14 protein-coding genes are annotated in these 24,328 nt (G+C 44.7%); 10 read left to right on the forward strand and 4 right to left on the reverse strand.

From position 1 onward, the window contains the following. Positions 1-90: 90 nt before the first annotated feature. Positions 91-3,657: an autotransporter assembly complex protein TamA gene (locus RAH45_RS09125; RefSeq protein WP_306495200.1), complete on the reverse strand. Its 3,567-nt coding sequence runs from the start codon at positions 3,655-3,657 to the stop codon at positions 91-93. Between the two features lie 324 nt (positions 3,658-3,981). Here RAH45_RS09125 and RAH45_RS09130 point away from each other — a divergent pair, with 324 nt between their 5' ends. The 7 genes from RAH45_RS09130 (at position 3,982) to RAH45_RS09160 (ending at position 13,852) form a co-directional block, all read left to right on the forward strand. After that, the gene (locus RAH45_RS09130; protein WP_198328086.1) at positions 3,982-5,322 is read left to right on the forward strand and encodes an MFS transporter; all 1,341 of its coding nucleotides are present in this window, start codon (positions 3,982-3,984) and stop codon (positions 5,320-5,322) included. A gap of 171 nt (positions 5,323-5,493) precedes the next feature. Continuing rightward, positions 5,494-6,138 (forward strand): 2-polyprenyl-3-methyl-6-methoxy-1,4-benzoquinone monooxygenase, encoded by a 645-nt coding sequence (coq7, locus tag RAH45_RS09135; protein WP_191689688.1) that lies wholly within the window; start codon positions 5,494-5,496, stop codon positions 6,136-6,138. A gap of 246 nt (positions 6,139-6,384) precedes the next feature. Beyond that, entirely contained in the window at positions 6,385-7,620 is a 1,236-nt protein-coding gene (locus RAH45_RS09140; RefSeq protein WP_306495201.1) for a tetratricopeptide repeat protein, read from the forward strand. Positions 7,621-7,957: 337 nt separating this feature from the next. Beyond that, positions 7,958-10,540, forward strand: a complete 2,583-nt coding sequence (locus RAH45_RS09145) for an esterase/lipase family protein (RefSeq protein ID WP_306495202.1) — start codon at positions 7,958-7,960, stop codon at positions 10,538-10,540. Positions 10,541-11,053: 513 nt separating this feature from the next. Then, positions 11,054-12,559 carry a cytochrome ubiquinol oxidase subunit I gene (locus RAH45_RS09150; protein WP_102077205.1) on the forward strand — a complete coding sequence of 502 codons (1,506 nt, stop codon included), beginning with the start codon at positions 11,054-11,056 and terminating at the stop codon, positions 12,557-12,559. Next, positions 12,559-13,575: a cytochrome d ubiquinol oxidase subunit II gene (cydB, locus tag RAH45_RS09155; protein WP_102077206.1), complete on the forward strand. Its 1,017-nt coding sequence runs from the start codon at positions 12,559-12,561 to the stop codon at positions 13,573-13,575. The genes RAH45_RS09150 and cydB overlap by 1 nt, the downstream gene beginning before the upstream one ends. A 160-nt stretch (positions 13,576-13,735) precedes the next feature. Then, on the forward strand, positions 13,736-13,852 hold the full coding sequence (locus tag RAH45_RS09160) for a DUF2474 domain-containing protein (RefSeq protein ID WP_102077207.1): 117 nt from the start codon (positions 13,736-13,738) through the stop codon (positions 13,850-13,852). A gap of 98 nt (positions 13,853-13,950) precedes the next feature. Here the strand turns inward: RAH45_RS09160 and murU are convergent, their stop codons facing one another. Then, positions 13,951-14,679 carry an N-acetylmuramate alpha-1-phosphate uridylyltransferase MurU gene (murU, locus tag RAH45_RS09165; protein ID WP_102077208.1) on the reverse strand — a complete coding sequence of 243 codons (729 nt, stop codon included), beginning with the start codon at positions 14,677-14,679 and terminating at the stop codon, positions 13,951-13,953. Between the two features lie 108 nt (positions 14,680-14,787). Continuing rightward, positions 14,788-15,873: an aminoglycoside phosphotransferase family protein gene (locus tag RAH45_RS09170; protein ID WP_225211535.1), complete on the reverse strand. Its 1,086-nt coding sequence runs from the start codon at positions 15,871-15,873 to the stop codon at positions 14,788-14,790. Positions 15,874-16,236: 363 nt separating this feature from the next. On the opposite strand from RAH45_RS09170, the gene RAH45_RS09175 reads away from it, so the two are divergent. Both RAH45_RS09175 and RAH45_RS09180 read left to right on the forward strand, forming a co-directional pair. Continuing rightward, a complete protein-coding gene (locus RAH45_RS09175; protein ID WP_068404550.1) occupies positions 16,237-19,302 on the forward strand; it encodes an LPS-assembly protein LptD in 3,066 nt (1,021 codons plus the stop codon). Between the two features lie 187 nt (positions 19,303-19,489). After that, the gene (locus tag RAH45_RS09180; RefSeq protein ID WP_068404552.1) at positions 19,490-20,899 is read left to right on the forward strand and encodes a peptidylprolyl isomerase; all 1,410 of its coding nucleotides are present in this window, start codon (positions 19,490-19,492) and stop codon (positions 20,897-20,899) included. Positions 20,900-21,536: 637 nt separating this feature from the next. Here the strand turns inward: RAH45_RS09180 and RAH45_RS09185 are convergent. Next, positions 21,537-22,670 carry an endonuclease/exonuclease/phosphatase family protein gene (locus tag RAH45_RS09185; RefSeq protein WP_191689697.1) on the reverse strand — a complete coding sequence of 378 codons (1,134 nt, stop codon included), beginning with the start codon at positions 22,668-22,670 and terminating at the stop codon, positions 21,537-21,539. Between the two features lie 453 nt (positions 22,671-23,123). Between RAH45_RS09185 and asd the strand changes: the two genes are divergently transcribed. Continuing rightward, positions 23,124-24,257: an aspartate-semialdehyde dehydrogenase gene (gene asd, locus RAH45_RS09190; protein ID WP_068404555.1), complete on the forward strand. Its 1,134-nt coding sequence runs from the start codon at positions 23,124-23,126 to the stop codon at positions 24,255-24,257. Positions 24,258-24,328: the final 71 nt, after the last annotated feature.

Genomic DNA, 24,328 nt, shown 5'->3' on the forward strand with positions numbered 1-24,328 from the left:
AGCAAGCGCTAGAATGAAAAATAAGGCGGTTTTTGGGTTTTTATCAAGACTGCTATAAGCACTCGTGTTAGGCGTACTTATAGCAGCCATTTATAAAGGCGACCCGATAAACAGATGCAGTCTAACAGGGATGCTATCTTCCGTCACGCCAGCAGCAACATCGACACGTACCACACCAACCGGCGACGCCCAGCGGATACCGACGCCGACGCCAACTTTGGTGTCAGTTTCAAAATCTTTGTCATAGGCATTACCGACATCGGTAAAGACTGCGCCGCGGAAACCTGGTTTAAACTCATAGTTATATTCCGCGCTGCCGACTGCCAGGATTTGTCCGCCGGTAAGATAGCCTTTCTCAATCGGTGATAGGCTTTCGTAATCATAACCGCGAATACTTTGATCGCCGCCAGCAAAGAAGCGCAGTTTATAAGGCACTTCGTAAAAATCATCTGCCCAGATATAACCGGTATTTAAACTGCCCAGCACTTGGTGTTTATCGTCAGCCCCGAAGCTATAAAGACCGCTCACACCCGCGCGTAAAATTGCCATATCGGTATCACTTAGCAGACTTTCTGAACCTGCTTCAAGCGCATAATACTGACGGAACCCGCGGGTAGGATTGGCAGCATTATCGACGTCTGTTTTGCTCATGCCATAACCAAATAATAGGGCGTGCTGCGTCGGTTTCGAGGAAGTAAAACGTACTGGCAGATTGTCTAATTCTTCCTCATCGACGCCAGTTTCTAACTCATCTAAACGGTAGCGCAGAGAGTAGCTACGATCCCAGCCGTTTTCACGGCGGATATTACGCGCCAATGCTGCTTTTAAGGTTCGGGTAGATAAGTCAAAATTACCTTCGCCTTGATCGATAACCTCTTCTTCGTAGGTCAAACGGGCATCCAACTTATCGTTTAGCGGATGCTTCCATGGTCGACTGCCATACACGGCGACATTTTTGGTAATGCGCGAAACTTCGGTTTCCGCCCCTGCTTGATAGCCTTTACGATTGATCAAATTATAATCTATCTTGGCAGTGGCGCGCACCCCAGTATCAGTACCATAACCGAGACCGACTTGGGCATCACGTGGTTTGTTTGCCGAAACAAAGACGTACAGCGGTACTTTTTTGTTTTCTAACACGTCCTGCGGGGTTTTGCGTCCAGCAAGCGTTGGCGGGACGAAGTTTTCATCGGCAAGGATATTTTCTTCATCAGGGAAGATTTTTTGTGCGACATTACTGATAGAGTCGCTGATTTTACCCAAAATACTAGTGGCTTTTTGGTCTTTTTCATCCAAGACGCGATCATCCGGCAAACGGCTTAAACGTTCAGCTTTTTGTCTAATGGCTTGCAGTTTACTCAAGGTTTCTTCATCGGCTTCAAACTCGATGGCAGCGATATCGGCTGGATTGACCGTCTCACCGCTGATAGCGTAACGCTCAGCGTCATTTTCGGCTTTGACTGCCTCATCTTGCTCGATATTATTGCTATCGAAGTCGCCATCGGTAGTCTCAGTACTACTGCTATTAGGCGTATTATCAAAGGCTAAAGTACTGCTTTCTGTACGCTCGTCTGGCGGCAAAATCGTCTCGACGTTGACAGTATTAAAATAGCGGGTCGCCGATAAATCGTTACTAAACTTGGTCACGGCCGGACGATAAAATGGCTCGCCTTCTTCAAAGCCGACCAGCTGCTTTAATAACGACAATTCAACCGGTAGCTTTTCAGGATCGCGGGTTAGCGTACCCGACTCTTGATCATAAGTAAAAAACACCACTTCATCAAACTTGTAACGATCACCCGTATTGTAAACCAGCGACACATCGGCGGTATTGTCAGGCAAGATAATATCGACCGATTTGTTGAGCCAATATTGATCAAAATAACCGTAGGTATCACTGAGGGTCTCAAGCGCCGCCTTACTGTCTTTATAAACGCGGTGATTAAAAATATCGCCCTCTTGTGGCGGCAAATCTTCTTCTAACTTGGCAAATTCTTCTTGCTCGCTGCCCTCGCCGCGAATGTCAACAATGCGGCTATCAACGCGTACCGGCTCACCCAACTTTTCAATAATGACATCAATGGTATCGGTAGTTGGCTGACGCAAACGTAGGGTTACATCATAGTAGCCAACGGCTTTGGCAGCATCTAAGGCGCTCTGGCGTAGACGCGGCAGCGCAGCAGTGAAATCAACCACAGACTGCACGGTAGTGTCATCAATAGCGGCTTTGATATTCTTAAAGGGCTGAATATCATCGTCAGCTTTGGTTAATGTTGGCCTCGTGTTTCTCGTGCTGTTTTGAGCGTTGTTTTTGCTATTATCGTTTAAATTATCTGCTGCGGCTTGTTGCAAATAAATCGTCGTCTCAACATGCGGTAGGGTGACGACGCCACCTTTAAAAAAGCGATTATAAAGGCGCTTAACAATATTGCCTTTTTTATTACGTGCTATCGGTTTGGGTTTTGCCGCTTGTTCGATACTTTCTTTTACCGCATTGACATCGTTTTCATAGTTAGGCAAATAATCATCAGGATTGATGCTGTCCGACTGGGCATTTGCTATACCATTATCTATGTCCACACTGGTTGTGCTATCGCCAGTGCCACTAGCAACCGAGTCGCTGACGTCCATAGGACGTGACATCACGTTATCTGTCTCTGCCTGCTTAGCAGCGGCCTCATTTCTGCCTAAGGTTTCAAGATTGCTCGGTGCTGGTAAATTGGTAGCCTCTAAACTCACATCGAGCCCAATTGGCGGCGTGCTATCGTCTAACCTTGCAACAGGCGCATCAAATGCGCCATCTAAAGCTTGAAAGTCATTGTCGTCATAACGCATGCCATCGATATTATTAACGGCATTACTTTGAGTGATATTGCCGATATCTTGAGCGTTTTGCTTATCCATCGCCGCCAGCTCGCGATCAATCTCGTCAGGCGTCATCATCTGATAGCCTTGTTGCTGCACGCTATTAACTTGCTGCTCTAAGTTTTCATTGCTGTCAAATGCTTGGTTGTTGCCTAGACTATCTATGCCATTACCGATAGCACTAGCAAAGTCATTAATACTATCGATATCATTATTTGATAACTGGGACTTATCCGTGGTATTTGCTTGCGTGGTGGCGTTTTTGTTAGGATTTTTAATACCTAAGTTCTGCTCGCTATAATCATCCAATACCGATTGATCGATAATACCTTCTTCAACGGCTTTTTTTAGACGTAAGGCGTCCAAAGCAATATCAAGCTGGCTGTCTTCATAAGCATCTTTAGAAAGTGCTCGTTTAGACGAGGACTGAGCCGAAGAATTGGAAGGCGGTTTTGGCGTTGGTAGCTGCGATTGTCGTTGCGGCTGTGCAGTGGTCGCATCATTGCCACTATTTTTGATAAGTTGGCTGCTGCTTGCATTATTGGCCGTATTATTATTTGAATCAGTGGCGGCAAAAGCACTAGGCGCGATAGCAACACTGACCCCAAAACCAACCAAAGTGGTGGTCAATGCCCGAAATAGTGCCGTACGCGTAAAATAAACACGAGGGTTATCCATAGGATTTATATGGGTAGGATGAGCAAATTTAGCCGAACACAGCGGCGCATTTGACGCAGCAGCATGCGGTATCCCCGATGAGTGGCGCGCTAGAGTTGAAGGCTGGTGTTTCATATTGATTTCCTATCACCTCACGCGGCACAAGTGACGGTCGATGGCAATCGCCTCGTCTTACCGGTGAATAAACGTAGAACAGTTCGCTGACATTAAAGGTTTGGACGGCTAAAATTTACAAATCATAACTTAGTTAATTCTCAAATCATAGCACTGTGCGCATGTATTTTTACCAAAGCCTTGCTATTATACGGCGTAACATAGATAAAACCTATGCTATATTTCGATAAGTTTTTGATAGTATTGATAATTGTTTATCTGCCAATCACTGCGTAAAAGTTTGTTTTCTCCTTTATTAGCCGCGCCCCACCTGTAGGAATTTTCATGGCCAATCAGTTTCAACTCTTTAAGCATCGCCGGTTTAATGCCATGTTTTTTACCCAATTTTTGGGTGCTTTTAATGACAATATTTTTAAGCAAGCGCTGATACTGGTGCTAACCTATACTGCTGCCAGCCAATTGGGTATGGAAGTCAGTATTTTAAATAACTTGGCGGCGATGTTGTTTATTTTGCCGTACTTTTTATTTTCGGCATTGGCAGGGCAAATTGCTGATAAGTTTGAAAAATCAAAACTGACGCGCTTAATCAAATTGCTTGAGATAGGCATTATGATTATCGCTGCTGTTGGCTTTGTCTTTGAATGGTACGCGCTGTTATTTGTGGCGCTGTTTTTGATGGGCACGCAGTCGACGTTTTTTGGGCCGATTAAGTATGCGTACTTGCCGCAAGCGATGAGGAAAAATGAGCTGGTCGGTGCCAATGGTCTGTTTCAAATGGGCACCTCGCTTGCCATTTTGCTTGGTATGATTATCGCTGGGGTATTGACCCAAATTACCCAGCCGCTATTTTGGATAAGTGTGACGGTGCTTTTTGTTGCGGCGATAGGCTATTTTGCCGCCCGTTTTATTCCTACCATGTCAGCGATGCAGCCTGATTTGAAGATTAATTGGAATATCTTTACCACCAGTATGGCGACGGTGCGTTATTTATACTCGTTGCCTTTTTTATTCTTTGTCATTCTTGGTAATAGCTGGTTTTGGTTTTATGGCGCGACGTTTTTGACCCAAACGCCAGAATTTAGCAAAGTCATTTTGCATGGCGATGAGTCCGTGGTTATTTTTCTATTGACGCTATTTTCAGTTGGGGTGTCGATTGGCTCGCTACTGTGCAAATCCTTGACCAAAAACCAAGTCAGTCTGCGCTTACTGCCTTTTGGTATTGCAGGTTTGAGCATTTTTGCTATTGATTTATATTTTTCTTTGTCAGGGCTCAAACTCAATGTCAGCTCGGCTACCCTATTTGGTATCAGTGATTTATGGGATATGAGCGGTAGCTGGCGCGTGTTTGCCGACTTGTTCTTTTTGGGCTTTAGCGGCGGTTTATATATCGTGCCTTTATACGCCTCTATGCAGGCTTATGCGCCAAAAAGCCATCGCGCGCGTATCGTCGGTGCCAATAATATCTTTAATGCCATTTTTATGGTGTGTTCGGCGATTTTCTCGATTGTGGTATTAAATGCGCTGGGTCTAAATTTGCCGCAACTGTTTTTAGTCACCGGTATATTAAATATTATTTTTGGTATATTTTTATATCTTAAGCTTAATAAACATGTCAAACAGGCCGTTATCCAAACCCATGATGACGAGCAGAATCGATACGACTAGCGCCAAACGCAATATGAATCAGCAAGCCAATAATTTCGCTGCCGAGATTGTCTATTGTTTGTTATAGTGGTTCGATAAGTGTTGTCTGATAGGTTTAGTGGCCTATTAAATAGCTTAAACCTATTCATCATAAGTTCTATTTATAATTCATACAGCCATCAGGAGTGAATCATGGCGCAGCGTTCCTTATCAAAAATTGACCAGCTATTACTTGGCGTAGATAAAGCATTGCGAGCGGTTGTACCGCATTCAAATCCTAGCACTCGCCCGCTGCCTGTTAGCAGTGATGAGATTCCTGAGCTAAGTATCAACGAAGCCCGTCATGTCGCAGGCTTGATGCGTATCAATCATACGGGCGAAGTCTGCGCCCAAGGGCTGTATCACGGGCAAGCGTTTGCCGCAAAAAACGATGACGTCAAGCAAGCCATGCAACAGTCGGCTGAAGAAGAAGTCGATCACTTGGTGTGGTGCGAGGTACGATTAGATGAGCTTGGTAGCCATCCTAGTATTTTTACGCCTTTATGGTACAGCATGTCATTTGGGCTTGGCGCGGTAGCAGGGGCGATTTCTAACGAGTTTAGCTTGGGCTTTGTCGCCGAAACCGAAGCGCAAGTTAGTGAGCATTTGCAAGACCATATCGGTCAATTGCCACCGCAAGATCAACGCTCAAGAGAAATACTGGCGCAAATGGATATTGAAGAATTACATCACCGCGAGTTGGCGCTGGCAAATGGCGGCGCGGCATTGTCACCACTGGTGCGCCACACGATGCGCTGGATGGCCAATCGCATGAAAGCCACTGCTTATCATTTATAAGCGTTTATCATCTATAATACGCAGGCGCTACTAATCTGCATCCTTTTTTAGTGGCTACAGACGGCATTATTCTGTGCTTTTAACAATCCTACTACTGTTAGCAGTCAGATTAATTTGCTAGGGTATGAAAAATTTGTACGATTTTACGGAATGCCAAAACCTAACGATCAATCAATGGATGAAGAGATAACAAGTCAGTAACTACAATAACTGGTCAACGACAACGATTAAAAGGTAATTATTTTTATGAAAGCCATCAGCCAAACGCCTATTTCTAATAAAGCATCGCACTCTAGTAAAGCGCCCCACTCTAGTAAAGCGCCTAGGCTTGCGACCCTAACAGCACTCGCTGCCGCTTGTGCCATGCTGCTATCAGCGCCGGCAAATGCAGCTGAAGAAGCGAATACCGCCGCAGCGCCCGCTACGAGCAGCACAGCAGTACCTAGCGCTATCGATTCTAGTAAACGTATCATTCGCCTAGCCAAGCCAAATGCAACGATTAGCACGGCGCCAACTGATGCTCAAGCCAATGTTGGAGTTAAGACTGGCGCTCAAAACAATGTTGAGCAGAATGCCGTCCAACCAACTAACATAGCGCAATCAGCTAATAATCAAGCCCCTAATACGCAACAAGGCAATGTCCAGCAGGCTATTGTCCAACCAAACCGTGCGCCTTTAAATACGGCGCAAAATGCTGCCCAGCCACCAGCCTTACCAACACCAGACACGTCCGAGTTGACCGGTACGACGCGCGTTTATGAGCGTGGTCCTATCACTGCGACGGGGATTGATTTACGCAGTGGTCAGCTGCCAAACATCCCAGCCCCGCAAGTGAGTATTTCAGATATCAGCTTTGTCCCTACCGTGCTCATACCGCAGCAGCAAGGACTTGGCACCGATAAACTGGACGTCAGCTTACTCGATGACTTTATCAAAGAAGTCTCACCAAATGCGCGCCATTATCCACCAAACTTCCCGAACCGCACCCAGCGCCACAACGCCCGCGAAAAAATCAAAGTCTTGACTGAATGGATTGAGCCGTACGCTAAAGCGCCAAATGCCTCGTACGATGTCTTAGTTCGCGCCGCTAAACTCAATGGCATGGGACGTAACTTAGATTTAGGCTCAGAATACACGGTACGTGGCGGACAATATATCGATCGCGCCATCAAACTTAAACCGAATAGCGGCGAGGCCAACTTTATCTATGGCATGATGCTCTCAGAAGGTGGCGGTTTTAAAGAAGGTCAAAAATACCTTGATCAAGCAGTCGATCTTGGTTATACCGAAGCTGAGCAGAGTCTTGCGCAATCTGACTTGTTAAGTGATCGCCGTGATAAGGCACTAGAGCGTTTACGCCGCTTGGCGCAACAAAACCCTGACAACGCTATTATTCGTCAACAAATCAAGCTCATCGAGGATGGTAAATTCTATATTTGGGATATCCCTGCCCCAGATATTAATATCAAACCAAGCACTTAATTCTTTGTGATGGAAACGTAAAGTGTTAGCTATTTGGTAAAATGATAGCTCACACTGTTTTCTAAAGAGCTGTAAAAAAGCGCGCTACAATTATGATTAATAATGTGAGCGCGCTTTTTTGTGCTTAATTTAGAAATATCTAAGTGGGCTTTGGTAAGCATTGCCTATCCATATTTTCGATAGTATTTCATGCTATATGAATATAAGATAGCTGACTATAAGATAACAAATACAATAGTCGAATAGCTCGACTTACGTTACACTCATGCTGCTATATAAATGTGACATTTATCACTTATTTATGATGCGTTGCTGATACTTATTATTGGAATGACCTATGATATTTGCTGACCCTGCCAACGATATGCCGTCGCTAGAGCATAAGTATAAGTATAAGTATAAGCATAAAAACAAGACGCCTTTTGCTCTACTCGCAGTGGTCGCCGCCATGGCAATATTGCCTGCCTGTAGCACCGTCTCCGTCAATAAACAGCCCTCAGCAAAGACCATCGCCGCCCAGCGCGGCAATATTGTCACCGATAACAAACTGAGTAGCGATACCGCCTCAGTCCTATTGTCAGCCGGGCTTAATGAGCAAGCGTGTATGCAGCAGTTTAACCTCTGCCTAACGCAGCTTACCGACAGCATGCTAAATGAACATTACCGCCCAGCTTTGGCAGTATTTGCTGAATTACACTACGCTAAAGCGCGCCAGCTTGGCGAATCTAAAGACTGCCGCAATGCCCTCGCCCGCCCGCCACTTGACCCTTATTATGCCAACGCGCCTTTAAGCGACACTGATGCCAAGGCGCAGCAAAAAAGAACCGATAGCTGCTTGATTGGCTATCAAGAACGTTTATTTGATGCCATTAAAACCAGTTATACGTACTTATTTTATGACAGCTTAGAGCATGATTTTGAAGGTGCGGATAAAGAAACCAGACACTCACACACGCAAAGTCGTATTCCAAGTGAGATGGATATCCAAACCCAAGACATCTATAACGCCGCTAGTAACGATGTGATTACCCAGCTCTATCAAACGGCTGATGGTGGCGGTAAAATGATGGGTAATACCAAGGTAGAATACCTACCGACGTCCGCAAGTACTGCCACTAGCAGCGAGCAAGCAGTAATTGCCAATCTTACGGCCGTCAAGGGACAACCAACTGACCAAATTAAAGTCATGAAAATGCACATAGACGACTACAATCTCAATGTCTATTTGCCCAACGAAAATAACTACCTCAAAAATGCCAATCAACAAACCGCTGCCCTAACCGATTTGGTCTCGACCTATGAGCTACGCCTCTCTGGACTAAACTCTATTAGTAAGCGCCCAGGTCTGGGTATCAGCTTGGTAGCTTCATTGGACGACCGCTATACCACTACCATTCGTCAATTATTAATCTCGTCGTTAGCAGATAGGACGGGCAGACTGCATCAAGAAAGCCCACGTCGAACAGCCAGCGATATAAACGAAAGCTCGAAAGAGCGCTCAAAGGATAGCTTGGACAGTGATGATGCCAGTACGCGTATTTATCCGACCGGACATTTACTGATGACCGGGCTGATTAAGCCGACGGGCAATAGCGTGCTTGATACCCTGAGCAGCAAACAGCTTGATATTCATTTATACAACCCTTACCGCAGCGAGAGCGCCAATATCTTAGGTGACGATTATCCACTGGCGGCAAACTTTTCAGCAGGTTACGGCTTATGGTTGGCAGAAAACCAGCTTGATGGCGTCGGTTATCTAAACCTGATTACCCGTAAAAAAGAAACCAGTTTACCCAAGCTCTTTATGCTCGAACCTTATGATGCTGATAAGCGCGTCATCATTATGCTGCACGGTTTGGCCTCAAGCCCAGCGACATGGGTCAATTTAACCAACGATATTTTTAATGACGACAAACTGCGCAATAACTATCAAGTTTGGCAGATTTTTTATCCAACCAACTTGCCTATTTTGGAAAATCGTTATCAAATCCAAAAGCTCATCAATACCACTTATGAGAAAACCGACCCTACGGGGCAAAATATCGCCAGCAAAAACAGCGTCATTATCAGTCATAGTATGGGCGGTATCATTGCGCGTATGATGTTGTCTGACGAAAATTTGCTCGATGATTTGGACCGACTTGACGACCAAAATGCGCTGTCGATGAATGAGAAACGTCAAATACGTGAGGCGATCAAGCAGTCTGCGGGCAAAGAGCAGCTAAAAGAGCGTTTTGAGCTTAAAACTTTACCACAAGTAGATACGGCGGTATTTTTATCGTCGCCGTTTCGCGGTACCGATTATGCCGACCGCTGGTTCACGCGCGCGCTACGCCGCATCGTGTATCTGCCCGTTGGTTTGGTAAAAACGGTGACCGATAACTTAGCAGCCTTGGCCATCCAAGGCGATTTGGCCCAGAACCCGCTCGGCGCGCTATATTTACAAAACGGCGCCAGTCAATTGAGTGACAAATCGTCTTTTATTCAATTAACCAAAGATATCCGTATCAACGACCGTATCACCTATCATTCAATCATCGCCAATAACGATGCCGATATCACCCGAGGTTTGGCAGAAATGCAGCCTGCTGGAGCAAAGCTCGACTTGTCCGAAGAGATAACAGAAAATGACCATGCAGAGGACGTTATCGACGTTGATGACAGCAATGCGCTGTTAACGGATAGTGATGAGTTACCAGGTCAACCCCTGGTCGCCGCCGTGACAGTCGATGGCGAGATTGGGCAAGCACTCACCGAGCAGCTGTCAGATGGTATCGTGCCCTACACCAGCGCTCACCTCGATGGTGCAGCGTCAGAGACGGTTATTAACGGCGGTCATAGCATCCAAGAAAACCCGCAAACCATTTTGACCTTACGCCGTATTTTGCATCAACAATTACAGCAGCAAGATACAAACTAAATTTCACCTATATAAAAAGCTTTGAATTCTTATTATTAAAATTTGTTTTTTTATATTGCTGTTTGGTATCTATTGATAACAATAGTTAAACAATGACTATTATTTCAAAGATTATTGGCTAATATTGTAAGTGGTTTATGAACGCATAGGTGTGTGATAGCACACTTGTGCAACTTGCGTGTGCGTAAGGTGAAGCGCATAATACTAAAATGTTTAATATGAATAAAACGATCGTTTGATGAATATTTAATAGTTTATAAGGATATAAATTATTTACTTTGGCTAAATAGTCAGCCCTAAAATTTTTTAGTCTTACCATACGGTAATGAATAAAACATAAGGGTAATGAACGCTATTTTAGTTAAATTTTTATCTTAATTACATTTGCCGCTAACTAATACTTAGCGATTGCCCGTAATAATAAGCGCCCTGAATGATGGACGGTTACGGACAGTTACTTGCGCGTATCATGGAAGCCAACGCTATTCAGCTAACAGATAAGGGTAACCGTTTATGTTCGCTACATTTATGATTGATCAAATGGATGCGTTGATGCTCGCGCGCATTCAGTTTGCCTTCGTTATTTCCTGGCATATTATCTTCCCCGCTTTTTCTATCGGTCTTGCCAGCTGGTTGACCGTGCTTGAATTTCGCTGGCTAAGAACTGGCGAGCCTATTTATGTTGAAGTATACAAACATTGGGTTAAGATTTTCGCTGTGGTATTTGGACTGGGTGTGGTATCGGGTGTGGTCATGTCCTATCAGTTCGGAACCAACTGGGCCGTGTTCTCCGACAGAGCTGGTAATATCTTAGGCCCATTATTGGCGTTTGAAGTCTTAACGGCGTTTTTCTTAGAAGCGTCCTTCTTAGGGATTATGCTCTTTGGTTGGGGACGGGTGAGCAAACGCATGCATTTTGCCTCTACCGCCATTGTTGCCATCGGTACGATGATTTCAGGATTTTGGATTTTGGCCGCCAACAGCTTTATGCAAACGCCGCAAGGTTTTATGCTGGGCGCTGATGGTCTGTTATACCCCACCAACTGGATTGAAATTATCTTTAATCCTTCGTTTCCTTATCGCTATGCCCATATGATGACGGCAGCCTTTTTAACCACCGCCTTTGTGGTTGGCGGTATTGGCGCTTATTATTTACAGTCCAAAAAGCACGTTGAGCATCGGCAGCATGGTCGAGTCATGCTCGGCATGGCGATGATTATGGCGATATTTGTGGCGCCAGCGCAGGTTCTCATCGGTGATGAGCATGGCTTAAACACTCTTGAGCATCAGCCAGCTAAAGTCGCGGCGATGGAAGGGATTTGGGAAGATGAGCGCGGTGCGGCATTGCGGCTATTTGCCATACCGGACCAAAAGAACCAAACCAATAACTATGAGCTTAGCATTCCTTATGTCTCCGGTTTGATTCTCACCCATTCACTAGATGGTGAGGTCAAAGGTCTTAAAAATTGGGCACCAGAAGATCAGCCGCCCGTTATGATTGTATTTTGGGCATTTCGTATCATGGTTGGTATTGGTATGTTAATGGTGCTCATCGGTTTATTTAGTCTTTATAAGTACTTTAAAAAGCAGCAGTTCGATCCTGAGAGTAAGCTCTTCCACCGTGCGTGGATGATGATGACGCCGCTTGGCTTTATAGCGTTACTTGCCGGCTGGTTTGTGACCGAAACAGGTCGTCAACCTTATACGATATATGGGGTTATTCGTACTGCTGAGAGTATGTCACCTATCGCAGCGCAGCAAGTGGCGACAACCTTGATTGGCTTTATTGTGCTATATGCCTTTGTGTTTGGCGCGGGCAGCTTTTATATTTTGCGCCTCATCGCACAAGGACCCAAACCGTACGAGGACCCTTCGGATGATCATTTCTATGATCACTCTGTCACCGAAGCCCAAGGTCGCACGCTAAGCGGTGATAAACGCGCTGCTGATAAAACCAAAGGGCCTGAAGAAGGTTTGGATAAACCTGCTGACGACGTCGATGATGGAGGGTTACGCTAATGTTTAACTATGGTGATGTATTAGATTTACCCTTAATCTGGGGTGGCTTGATTGCGCTATCAGTCTTTATCTACGTCTTACTAGATGGTTTTGATTTGGGCTGCGGCATCTTATTTCCGTTTGCAGGCTCTGATAAAAACCGTAGCCGCATGATGAACTCTATCGCGCCTTTTTGGGATGGTAACGAGACTTGGCTGGTACTGGGCGGCGGTGGTTTATTCGCAGCTTTCCCTGTCGCTTACGGCATCATTATGAGCGGTCTTTATCTGCCGGTTATCTTTATGCTGTTTGGCTTAATTATGCGCGGCGTGGCGTTTGAGTTCCGTTTTAAAGCCACCGCCCATCGCTACGTTTGGGACGGTTTCTTTTTTATCGGTTCTGTCGTTGCGACGTTTGCCCAAGGTATTATGCTTGGGGCGCTAGTCCAAGGCTTAGAGGCCAGCAATCGCCTGTATACAGGCGGCCCTTTTGATTGGTTCTCGCCTTTCTCTATCATGTGCGGTTTTGCGCTATTGATTGGTTATGCGCTACTGGGTTCTACATGGCTGATTATCAAAACCGAACATACGCTGCAAGTCTGGGCACGCAAAGTATCAGGTTGGCTGCTCACCGCCTTAATCATCGCAATGATTGCGGTGACGATATTTATGTATTTTTCAGATATCGAAGCGCTTGAAGGCTGGTTTAGTTTACCAGGGCTGTTGTATCTAGCGCCGATGCCAATTATCGTCTTGCTCTTATTCTTCTTTATGCGTAAAGATTTAACTACTGAGCGCGAGTATCGTCCATTTTTATTGACCGTTGCATTATTTTTGATGGGTTATATCGGCGTTTGTATGGCAATATTCCCGTATATCGTACCTTATCAAATGACCATTTATGAGGCGGCAGCGGCTGATACTTCGCTCTCCTTTATGCTCATCGGTGCCGGTATTATGTTACCTATTATCTTAAGCTACACGGCTTTCGCGTATTATACTTTTAAAGGTAAAACCGACCACGAGCACATGTATTAAATAAGCAGCGGCTATTATCTATCTAGTAGGGATAGTAGCCGCGCTTAGCTTAATCCGCTCATGAATATGTGATGACTGATTATTAGAAAATGGCTTAGATTAGAAAGGTAGTTTGAAGTTAGAAAATAGCTTGGAGTTAAAAGGCAGTTTGGAGATAGTGATGAAAAAACTCAGTAAAAAACAATCGCAATGGGCTTGGTTTATAGGCTTATACTTGGCGGGTTTTTTGGTTGTTTTTACCATTGCCCAATTAATAAAATTGGCAATGGGTGTATAAAATCTCTTTATCAAAACCTAGCGCCATAAAAAAGCAGCGCTGAATAGTAAATATTCAGCGCTGCTTTTTTGTTTTAACTTTAACTGTCGTAAAACCGTTTATGCACCGCGATGATTATCGACACTGTGATTTTCTATATAGTCATTAATTTGTGTTAAGCGCTCGGGCGTACCGACGTCTATCCAATTGTCTTTAATCACCTCAGCGGTAATTTGGAACTTTAGCATTGCTTGTTTTAACAAGGGAGCAAGGGCTGCCGGTTGTCCTGTTACCAGCCCATCTACCAGTCTTGGTGAGATGACACTGATACCTGCAAAGGTATATTTGTCTGCATCAGCAATCGGCTGCTCGCTTGCCAGTCCATTATTGATAGCAAAGTCGCCGCCATTATTATGCTCAGGATTATCAATCAATAATAAGTGCGCTCGTTGGTCAGCGCCTAACGGGTAATCTCGCAACGGCGCAAAATCATAGGTCGTCCAAATATCAGAGTTGACTAAGATAAAAGGCTCATCGCGCAGCTTATGGTTTTGCAGCGCGTTAAAAATCCCACCAGCAGTCTCAAGCGGCTCATCGCCCTCAATCGACCAATGCAGCGTCACGCCATACTCTGCGCCATCACCCAACGTCTGCATCAGCTTGTCTGCAAGCCATGAAGCATTGATAGTGATATCAGTAATGCCAGCGGCTTGTAGCGCCTTGATATGCCAGACAATAAGCGGCTGCCCGCCTACTTCCACCAAAGGCTTTGGCGTCTCGAGTGTGAGCGGACGCAGGCGCGTACCTTTGCCAGCCGCCAAAATCATCGCTTGCGTTATTACCGACATACACGCTCCTTGTTGTTGGCTGTATGATTGCCTATTATTCATTATCGACTGTTTTAAACAAAGTAAAAGCGATGAATACTGTCATCGCTTTTATTTTGCTCATGCTGTTTAAATATACTGTTGTACAAATTTATGTTGATAAGCAGGCAAGATAGACTCTCGCAGCCATTCATTAAAAGGAGTAACCGCTTGCTGCATATCGGAATTACCGTGTTCTGCCAGCCATTCTAGCTCAAAAATCAGGTCACGCATGACTTTTGGAATATCGGCCAAATAGCGGCTTTTGCCATCACGCTCAAACAGGCGGATAAAAATACCCAGCACTTTTAAATGCCGTTGTACGCCCATGACATTGACATCATTTTCAAACTGCGCTGCATTATCAGCCGTTACCAGCCCTGCCTGTTTTTGCAATTGCCAGCAGTCCTGTATCCAGCTTGATACCTGAGTCTCTGGCCATTCTACATAAGCATCGCGTACCAATGATACCAAATCATAGCTATACGCGCCTATCACCGCATCTTGAAAATCAATCACGCCCAAGCGCGTATGATCTGCTTGGTCTTGCATAAGGTTGCGACTGTGATAATCACGATGGACGATGACCTGCGGCTGCACCAAAATCTCAGCGATTAAAGCCGATTTAAGATTTTCCCAAAGCGTTTGCTCAAGCTCTATACCAATATAAGGAATAAACCATTCGCTAAACAAATTCATCTCACGGTTTAGTAGGGCAGTATCATAATCTGGTAATTGATGATCCGTCTTTGCGGTCGCCACTGGCACCACTTGTAAGGCAACCAAAGTGCGCAGCGCTAATTGATAGTAATCATTCACCTGAGCGGCTGGCGCATCGACCAGCAGATGAGCAAATTCTACCGTACCAAAATCTTGCAATATCAAAAAGCCTTTTGCCACGTCTTGAGCGACGAGCGTCGGAACATTGATTGCTGGCGCCATCAGTTTTGCGACATTAATAAACTGCTGCAACGCGTCTTGTTCGTCAGCCGAATCCATGACAATATAGCGCTCAGTTTCGACAGCATCATTATCAAGTAACTGGATACGGTGATATTGGCGCGCGCTGGCATCACCCGGCAGACTATCAAGAATAAATTTTTGGTTGGCAAACACGTCTTGCAACCATTGCTCTAACTGCTGCTGGCGCGTAGCGGTTACGTTAGGTACTGTCATGGTTTTATCCGTCATAAAAAGTATCGCAAATTAAATATCAGTCATAAATAAGTGATATGTAGGGCAAATAGTTGTTAAAATAATGAGCGTGCGCCTAAACAGTGCAGCCGCTTTAAGCAGACAAAATCTACTGGCTATGTAGCCGTAAAAAGGTCTGTATCATCCGCTATCGTATAAATTTTGGTAAATAGTGTAGCTGATTTGGTTTTTTTTGACTATGATTAGTCGTCATTATATGTAAAACGTTCCGATTTTCGAGATTATCGTCTTAATGATAGGTTTATTCGCCTTTAAATAACGTTAAAATATAGCCTGTCATTTAACGATCGCAATCCAATAGGCTCTACAATCATAGGTGTGCCCTTGTTATATTCTCCGCTTTACCAAAGCATCCGTTTGATTTTATTTGGCGCCTTGGGCTTAACCAGCTTGACGGTCAGTGCGGCTCTTAATCCTGTCGATAACAATGTTGATGCACAGACGACTGAGCCACTAATCACTGAAAATAGTAGTGACGCCACCTTGTATACCCTCTCTACTGAAAAGGGCAATCAAACCCAAAGTGGCACTGCTGATGCTAATAATAAAGCGTTAAACAGTCAATTAACAACTGCGCCTGTTTTCAACAATGATGACGTATTTACCAGTGACAACGTAAATATCACGGCAATTAATGACAGCAGTGACAGGATTGATGTTAATAATAATGCCGTCAACAACGCTACTAAAACAAACAATACCACTGCGCCCGTTAATAACAGCAGCACAGCCAAATCCAATAAGCGCAGCATTGATGTCAATGACGAAAGTATTCAAGACAGCCTGATACGTTTAGCAGAATTTTATGAATTAACGCCTGATACAGATCCCGCTACGTTACATAATAATAGCAATGATGACGTAGCAGATAGCAATAACAGCGATATTCAAAACTCTTTTGCCGCGCAAACCATTGAACCTGTAGGCAACGACTTAAAACTGCTACCAAATAGCGTCGATAGCGCCCAGCGCTGTGAAGGTCAATGGGTTTATCCTAAAAAAAATCCTAATTACCAACGTGCGATCAATGAAACGGGCGCACCTAACGGCCAGCCAGCGCCCAACTTAAACGGCATTCCTAATAATCAAGCGCCACTGTTTGCAGAGTCGGATTATGGCTATTACGACAATGTCGACTACGCCGAGCTTTCTGGTAATGTCATCGTTGACCAAGGAACGCAGCATATCGAAGCGGAAAAAATCGTACTCGATTTGAACAACAATGTCGCAGCCGCACAGGGTAAAGTGATGTTTACCGACCAAGCGACTGGACAAAACAAAAACGCTGCTGGCTTGGCCGAAGCTAACCGTTTTCAAAACAGCAACGGACAAAATATCAATGGTCAAAACGCTAAGTCTAGCCTCACTGAAAAAGCCTCCACTGGCGGTCTTATCGGTGTCGCCGACAGCTTAAACTACAATACCGAAACTGGACAATCAACAGCTAAGGACGTGGCTTTTGCTAGCGTAGAGCTGCAAGCACACGGCTATGCCAAGCGCTTAAACCGCCCTAACGAGACGCAGTATGAGCTTGATGAGGTGATGTTTAGCACCTGCCCGCCGACCAACCGTAAATGGCAGTTTGATGCTAAAAGCATCGATTTAGATACCGAAACAGGCCGCGGCGAAGCTTACAACACAACGTTTAAAATTGCTGATGTACCGGTATTTTATTTACCCTATTTTAATTTCCCTATAGACAATAGACGCAGCAGCGGCTTTTTATTACCGAGCGCGAGTGTCGGTAGTGAAAGCGGACTTGAAGTTGACGTACCTTATTATTTTAATTTAGCGCCATACTACGACGCCACCCTTAATACTCGCGTTTATACCAACCGTAACCCCATGCTCTCCGGTGAGTTTCGTTATCTAACTGAGGAGTACGGCGAAGGGATTTTTAACGGCTCTTATTTGCCCAACGATAAAAAATATGACGGCGAAGATCGCAGCAGCTTTTTTTACGATCATTACTGGTCATCTACCAGTATTCCACGCTTAAGTGGCGACGCAAAATATAGCTATGTGTCAGATGCCGATTATCTCAATGACTTCGATACCTTGGGTTTGTCAGACAATACCTTAAACCTACCACGCCGTGCGCGGGTGAATTATTATAACGATTATGTCAATGGTGAATTAAAAGTCGAGACTTTCCAAACGCTCGATGCATTTAACAATAATGGACAGCCATTACAAGATAAAGACAAGCCGTACTCGCGCTTGCCACAGCTTAAACTTGACTATCGTCTACCATGGGCAAAAAGCTTTGATATCACAGGCGTAAGTGACTCGGCTTATTTTAAAAAATCCATCGATGATGGCTCTGAAAATGAAAAAAGTGGCACGCGTTTTTATAATAAATTAAGCGCCGTTTATCCGATGGAAAAATCTTGGGGCTATATCAAACCTAAACTTAGCTTACAGCATTTATATACTTCTTATGATGAAGACAGCTTGGCGGACAATGATTTGAGCAAAGATGACGGCAACCAATCGGTATTTGTGCCTCAAGTCAGTGTCGATGCTGGCCTGCACTTTTCTCAAGCGGGCTCACCCTTTGGCGCCTTTGACGATACTTTAGGCGGTTATCGCTTGCTCAGTCCGCGCTTAAAATATACCTACTCGCCCTATAAAGACCAAAACGATATTCCTAACTTTAATACCCGTATTGCCTCTATCAACTACGAGCAACTGTTTTCGGACAGCTGGTTTTTAGGTCATGACCGCTTGCAAGATTTGCATGCCTTTACACCCGGTATTAATTATCGTTACATCGATGCAACGGGTGTGACACGTTTTGATGGTAGTATCGCAGAGCAGTTTTATATCGATGATGGGCGCGTGACCCTTGAAGACCAAAAACCCGTGCTGACGAATTCTTCCTCAGGATTGGTTTGGGATACCAGTACCCAGCCTTATAATAACGTCTGGGTCGATGTAAGCGGCGCGCTTACTCATAGCTATGATTTAAACTATATCACCACTGAGCTGCGTTATCAGCCATCTGACAACAGTTTATTTAACGTCGGCTTTGTGAAGCGTATGCGCGATGAAAACACCGACCAGTTACCTTTATCGGCGTTTACCGCATCAGCGGTTTTCCCAATTAATAATAACTGGCGCGTATTGGCGCAAGGTCAATACGATTATAATCGTGATAAAATGCTCGACTCGTTAATCGGTGTTGATTATGAGGATTGCTGTTTTGGTTTTGCAGTTTATGGTCGTCGTTACTATAATGATTTGAATATCAAAGACAAACCAACACAAGCGATTATGGCAGAAATCAGACTCAACGGTCTTGGTAGCGGTAGCAGCCGCTTAACACGCTTACTTTCTGATAAAGTGTTGGGCTTTGAGCCGGTTCAAAGCGCATGGAAAGATGAATAAAACGTCGTCTATATCCTTAGACTCACGTATGATTGATGGTTTATGTATCAAGTAACTTTTGTGCTATAACAGCATATAGCAGTGTTTACACCCTATTATAAACAGCCTTAGCCGCTACTTAAATGAAGAGTAACGGCTATGGCTTAACCGATTACCATCCGATGCAATGACATTGATGAGGAGCATCATGAGATTTTTTTCTTTACGTCAGACAAGCCGAGTTGTATTGCTTTCTATGGGTATGACGGGCGCTATTGCTCTGAGCCTAAGTGCGCAAGCAGCCACCGTTAAGCCTGCAAAAACTTCAGCTGCAAACGTTGATGCTGGCACTCAGAAAAATAGCGCCGCACGTTTGACGCCTGCCAATAGTACGGACGGTATCATTGCCTTGGTCAATGAAAACGCTATCTTAAAAAGTGATCTCATCGCTGCCATGGCGCAAACCCAAGCAAGGGCGCAGGCGGCTGGTGAACCGATTGCCAATTCAGCCCAGCTGCAGTCTGAAGTGTTAAACGCCCTCATCATGCGTGAATTACAACTCTCAATGGTCAAACGAGTTGGTCTCAATCCTGATGAAGCTGCCATCAATCAGCGGCTGGCTCAAATCGCCCAAGCAGAAGGACTCAGCAGCCTTGGCGAGTTGCAACAACGTTTGGACGCCGCAAAACCAGGCAGTTATGCTACCCTACGCGCGCAATTGATTGAAGATGCCGCGATTCAAGCCTTGCAGCAGCGCCAAATCGCAAGCCGCGTGCGCATCAGCGAACAAGATATCGATGCCTTTTTGGCCTCTCCTGAAGCCAAGCGTTTGAGTCAAAGCGAATATCAAACCATTCACGTACGTATCCCCTATATGGACGATTACAGCCGTCTGTCGGACGCCCAGCGTGAAGAAGCATTAAAAGTCGCGCAGCGTCTACGCACACGACTGCAAGCGCCAAATGTCGATGTCACAGAAGCCATTGCCGCAAGTCAAGGCAGCTACCCTATTCAGTTGCAAGGCGGCGATATGGGCTTTCATAAAGCGGCTGCACTACCAACCGAGCTTGCTAGCGAAATCACCAAACTTGAAGTTGGCGCCGTCAGTGCGCCGTTAGTGACCCCAGAAGGTATTGATATCATCAAACTGGCTGATAAAAAATCCAGTGATACCATGCTAGTGCCGCAGTGGCATACGCGTCACATTTTAGTCAAAGTCGATGAGCTACAAACCGATGCTTTGGCTGAGCAAAAAATCAATGACCTCTACGAGCAATTACGTAAAGGAGCCGACTTTGCGAGCCTAGCTTCAACTTATTCAGATGATCCCGGTTCAGCAGGACGCGGTGGCGATTTGGATTGGGTTGGTGAAGAGCAAATGATTGGTCCGTTTGAAACAATGATGAAGAATACCGCCGTCGGTGATTACTCTGCACCATTCAAAACGCAATTTGGCTGGCACATTCTAAAAGTTGAAGGCAAACGCGAGCAAGATGTCAGCGATGAATACCGTCGCAATATGGCACGTCAAGCGCTATATCAGCGCCTTGCTCCGCAAGCCAAAGAAGACTGGCTACAAGAACTACAAGCCGGCGCTTATATTCAGATACTCGGCTAATTAGTATTTAATAATATCGAAAAAATTTTATAAAAGAAGGGTAGTATATGCTAATGCATGTACCCTTTTTTAATTTAGGTCATTTATTAAAAACTCCATAAATGATGGGATAAGCTTTAGCTCAGAGCTCTATAGTGAGTGAAAAGTAATAACAATACATCACGCACTGCTGATATCAATTTTTCTTGCTAGCTGTGCCTGCGCAGACAGAGGCTACAAAAAATTGATATCAGCAATACCGTCGCGTTTTTAGGATATTTTAACTATACATTCATTAACGCTTTTATTAACGCTTTTATTAACGGTCGAAAATATTTTTCAAATAAAAATAATGCACAAAGAAAAGCCCCGAACCTAGGGCGTTGGGTTCAGGGCTATGGCGTTTCATATTGTTGTTATTATCTCTTCCGTGTTGACTCGTCCTAAGTCATAAACAGTAACCTATAAGACAGCGGGCTGACCTGTGCTTTTATTGTTACTGCCTCAACACTGCATCCTTACGTATCCTTGTGTTGATGGTTGTATTCTAGGTGAATTGACGCGGAACGACTAGAGGCTAAAGACCTTATTTAGCGTAAGCATTTGCTTACGTCGCCATTGTTTGTGGCGAGGGTTTTATACAGATGATAAAACCTTTTTAGCAATCACTTTCCTTTTCAGCCTCTGCATGTTCTTTTGATACTTTACAGCCCTCTTCCTTACCCGCTTCAATGGTATTTTTTGCCTCTTTGACATCTTCTGCCTTCTCAATTGGCGCATTAGTTTCTTGGGTGCTGACTTTTTCGGGCTCGTATTGTAGCGTTGTCAGCACCGGAAAATGGTCGGAGCCGATAGACGGCATGCGCTGAATATCGACTAAGGTGAAGCAGGCACTATGGAAAATATGATCTAACGCCCAACGTAAAAACGGATATTTAACATGAAAGGTATTGATAAAATGGCGCCCGATACGAGGATCTAGCAAGCCTGAGATACGTTGAAAGCGGCGGGTAGTCTTTGACCAAGCGACATCGTTTAAATCTCCTGCCAATATCGCCGTTTGCTTATTTTCTTTGATATGTTTTCCAACCATCAGCAGCTCAGCATCGCGGGTCGTAGACTTATCTGCCTCTGTCGGACTGGGCGGCATCGGGTGCAAACAATAGAGCCAAATCACTTGTCCACCCTGCAAACGTAGCTGCGTATGGATAGATGGAATATCATCAATCATCAAATACTTAACTTCAGGGTCTATGAGCTCAAGCTTAGAATACAGATGCATACCGTATAGATTATCCAAAGGCACTTTGACAGTATAAGGATAATTTGCTTCTATTTGATTAAGGGCTTTCTCCCATTTTTTATCAGTCTCTAAAGTAATTAAAATATCGGGGCGCTTATCTTTTACCAGTTCAACCAGTTTTTGGGTCTCATCATTGGGTGTCAATACGTTTGAAACCATGATTTTAAGCTGGTGCGCATGTCCATTTGGCATATCCTTGGCAGTGAGCACTTCTTTTTTCCAAAGTATGGTATAGGGCAACACCATACGCAATTGAAAGGCGAGCGCGCTACTTAAAACGATAAATAACAGCCACTGACCAAGCTGCCAGTCCGACCAAAATATAACCATGCCAAGCCAAGCGGCGAACCCGAGGAACATGATTTGAATACGGGGAAACTCAACACCTCGCACCCACCAATTATCAAGAGGCAACAAGCCCCAAATAGTGACAAAGGCGATGAATCCTGCCAACCACTGAGCGCCATAATATAAGAGGGAGAGATCCATAATGTGTGTCGACCGTTTATTAAATGAATGGCAAAGCCAATAATAGTGAATATTCTTTATATAATAATTGTTTGGGCTAAAATTATTTAAGCTAAAAATGATTGAGCGGCTAAACTCTAAACCTTTGTCACAAGATAAATAGCCTGCTTACTTTAGCACCTCATCACGCCTGCGCCTACTATTGAACATTCATTAGACGTTAGCGGCTATAAAAAATTACAATTTAAGCCTTATTTAGAGGGGCTTGAATTTAAGAGAAGTTGACACGATAAACAATCAGCAAGCTTAATAAATAGCAGGCTTTATGGGTAGTAGCATTGATAAGTAGAAAAGTGAATAAGTCATATCTGAAAAATGCGGTATATTCTCTAAAAAACCTTGCTTTTTGCTGCTATTCACGGCATTGTTATCGGTTGGCAGTGCAACAACTTATGGTGAAAAGGATTGAGTTTTATGAGTAATTTAACAGTAGGCTTGGTAGGCTGGCGCGGTATGGTCGGGTCAGTATTGATAGAGCGTATGCGTCAAGAAAAAGACTTCGATGGTATCACACCAGTGTTTTTTTCGACCAGTAACGCTGGCGGCGACGCCCCAAGCTTTGACGGTATCAAGACCAGCAAACTAAAAGATGCTCATGATATTGAAGCACTTGCTGCCTGTGACGTAATTATCACCTGCCAAGGCGGCGATTATACCTCAAAGGTACATCAGCCCCTACGTGATAGCGGTTGGACTGGCTACTGGATTGACGCGGCAAGTACTTTACGTATGGAAGATGACAGCATCATCATTCTTGATCCTGTTAACCGCAATGTGATTGATAAGGCACTGGCAAATGGCAAAAAAGACTTCATCGGTGGTAACTGTACCGTGTCACTGATGCTGATGGCAATCGGGGAGCTGTTTAATAAAGGCTGGGTTGAATGGGTCAGCGCCATGACTTATCAAGCAGCGAGTGGCTCTGGCGCCAACAACATGCGCGAGCTAATCGAAGGTATGGGCGTACTCCATGAAGCAGTCAAAGACGAGCTTGCCGACCCTGCCAGCGCCATCCTTGAGATCGATAAAAAAATCGCTCAGACACAGCGCTCAGACGACTTTCCAAAGCAATACTTTGGCGTACCACTAGCAGGCAGTTTGATTCCTTATATCGATTCGCAGTTAGAAAACAAACAATCGCGCGAAGAATGGAAAGGTGGCGTTGAAACCAATAAAATCCTTGGCAATTCTGAAGCCGATAAAATTGCCATTGACGGTATGTGTGTCCGCGTTGGCGCCATGCGTTGTCACGCTCAAGGCTTAACGATTAAACTTAAAAAAGACATCCCGCTAGAAGAAATCGAAGCGGCATTGAAAAATAGCGATAATCAGTGGTTAGATGTGGTTGAAGATACCAAAGAAGCTGCTATAAATCGCTTAACACCGGTAGCAGTAACTGGCACTTTAACAGTGGCGCTAGGACGCCTACGCAAGCTCAATATGGGCCCTGAATATTTGGGTGCGTTCACTGTCGGCGACCAGCTATTATGGGGCGCAGCAGAGCCATTACGCCGTATGCTGAATATCATCCGTGAGCAAAACAGCTAATCTTATTTAATCGCCAATAAAAAAGACAGCGCTTGCTGTCTTTTTTTAGCATCATTTTTGGCGTTATTTTT

Origin of the sequence: Psychrobacter sp. van23A (assembly GCF_030845275.1) — a bacterium.
Lineage (GTDB): Bacteria > Pseudomonadota > Gammaproteobacteria > Pseudomonadales > Moraxellaceae > Psychrobacter > Psychrobacter faecalis.

Coding starts and splice junctions, on each gene's coding strand:
- RAH45_RS09160 (WP_102077207.1), top strand. CDS start 13,736: ATGAAAAAACTCAGTAAAAAACAATCGCAATGGGCTTGGTTTATAGGC.
- RAH45_RS09185 (WP_191689697.1), bottom strand. CDS start 22,670: ATGGATCTCTCCCTCTTATATTATGGCGCTCAGTGGTTGGCAGGATTC.
- cydB (WP_102077206.1), top strand. CDS start 12,559: ATGTTTAACTATGGTGATGTATTAGATTTACCCTTAATCTGGGGTGGC.
- RAH45_RS09150 (WP_102077205.1), top strand. CDS start 11,054: ATGTTCGCTACATTTATGATTGATCAAATGGATGCGTTGATGCTCGCG.
- asd (WP_068404555.1), top strand. CDS start 23,124: ATGAGTAATTTAACAGTAGGCTTGGTAGGCTGGCGCGGTATGGTCGGG.
- RAH45_RS09130 (WP_198328086.1), top strand. CDS start 3,982: ATGGCCAATCAGTTTCAACTCTTTAAGCATCGCCGGTTTAATGCCATG.
- RAH45_RS09125 (WP_306495200.1), bottom strand. CDS start 3,657: ATGAAACACCAGCCTTCAACTCTAGCGCGCCACTCATCGGGGATACCG.
- RAH45_RS09170 (WP_225211535.1), bottom strand. CDS start 15,873: ATGACAGTACCTAACGTAACCGCTACGCGCCAGCAGCAGTTAGAGCAA.
- RAH45_RS09145 (WP_306495202.1), top strand. CDS start 7,958: ATGATATTTGCTGACCCTGCCAACGATATGCCGTCGCTAGAGCATAAG.
- murU (WP_102077208.1), bottom strand. CDS start 14,679: ATGTCGGTAATAACGCAAGCGATGATTTTGGCGGCTGGCAAAGGTACG.
- RAH45_RS09140 (WP_306495201.1), top strand. CDS start 6,385: ATGAAAGCCATCAGCCAAACGCCTATTTCTAATAAAGCATCGCACTCT.
- RAH45_RS09180 (WP_068404552.1), top strand. CDS start 19,490: ATGAGATTTTTTTCTTTACGTCAGACAAGCCGAGTTGTATTGCTTTCT.
- coq7 (WP_191689688.1), top strand. CDS start 5,494: ATGGCGCAGCGTTCCTTATCAAAAATTGACCAGCTATTACTTGGCGTA.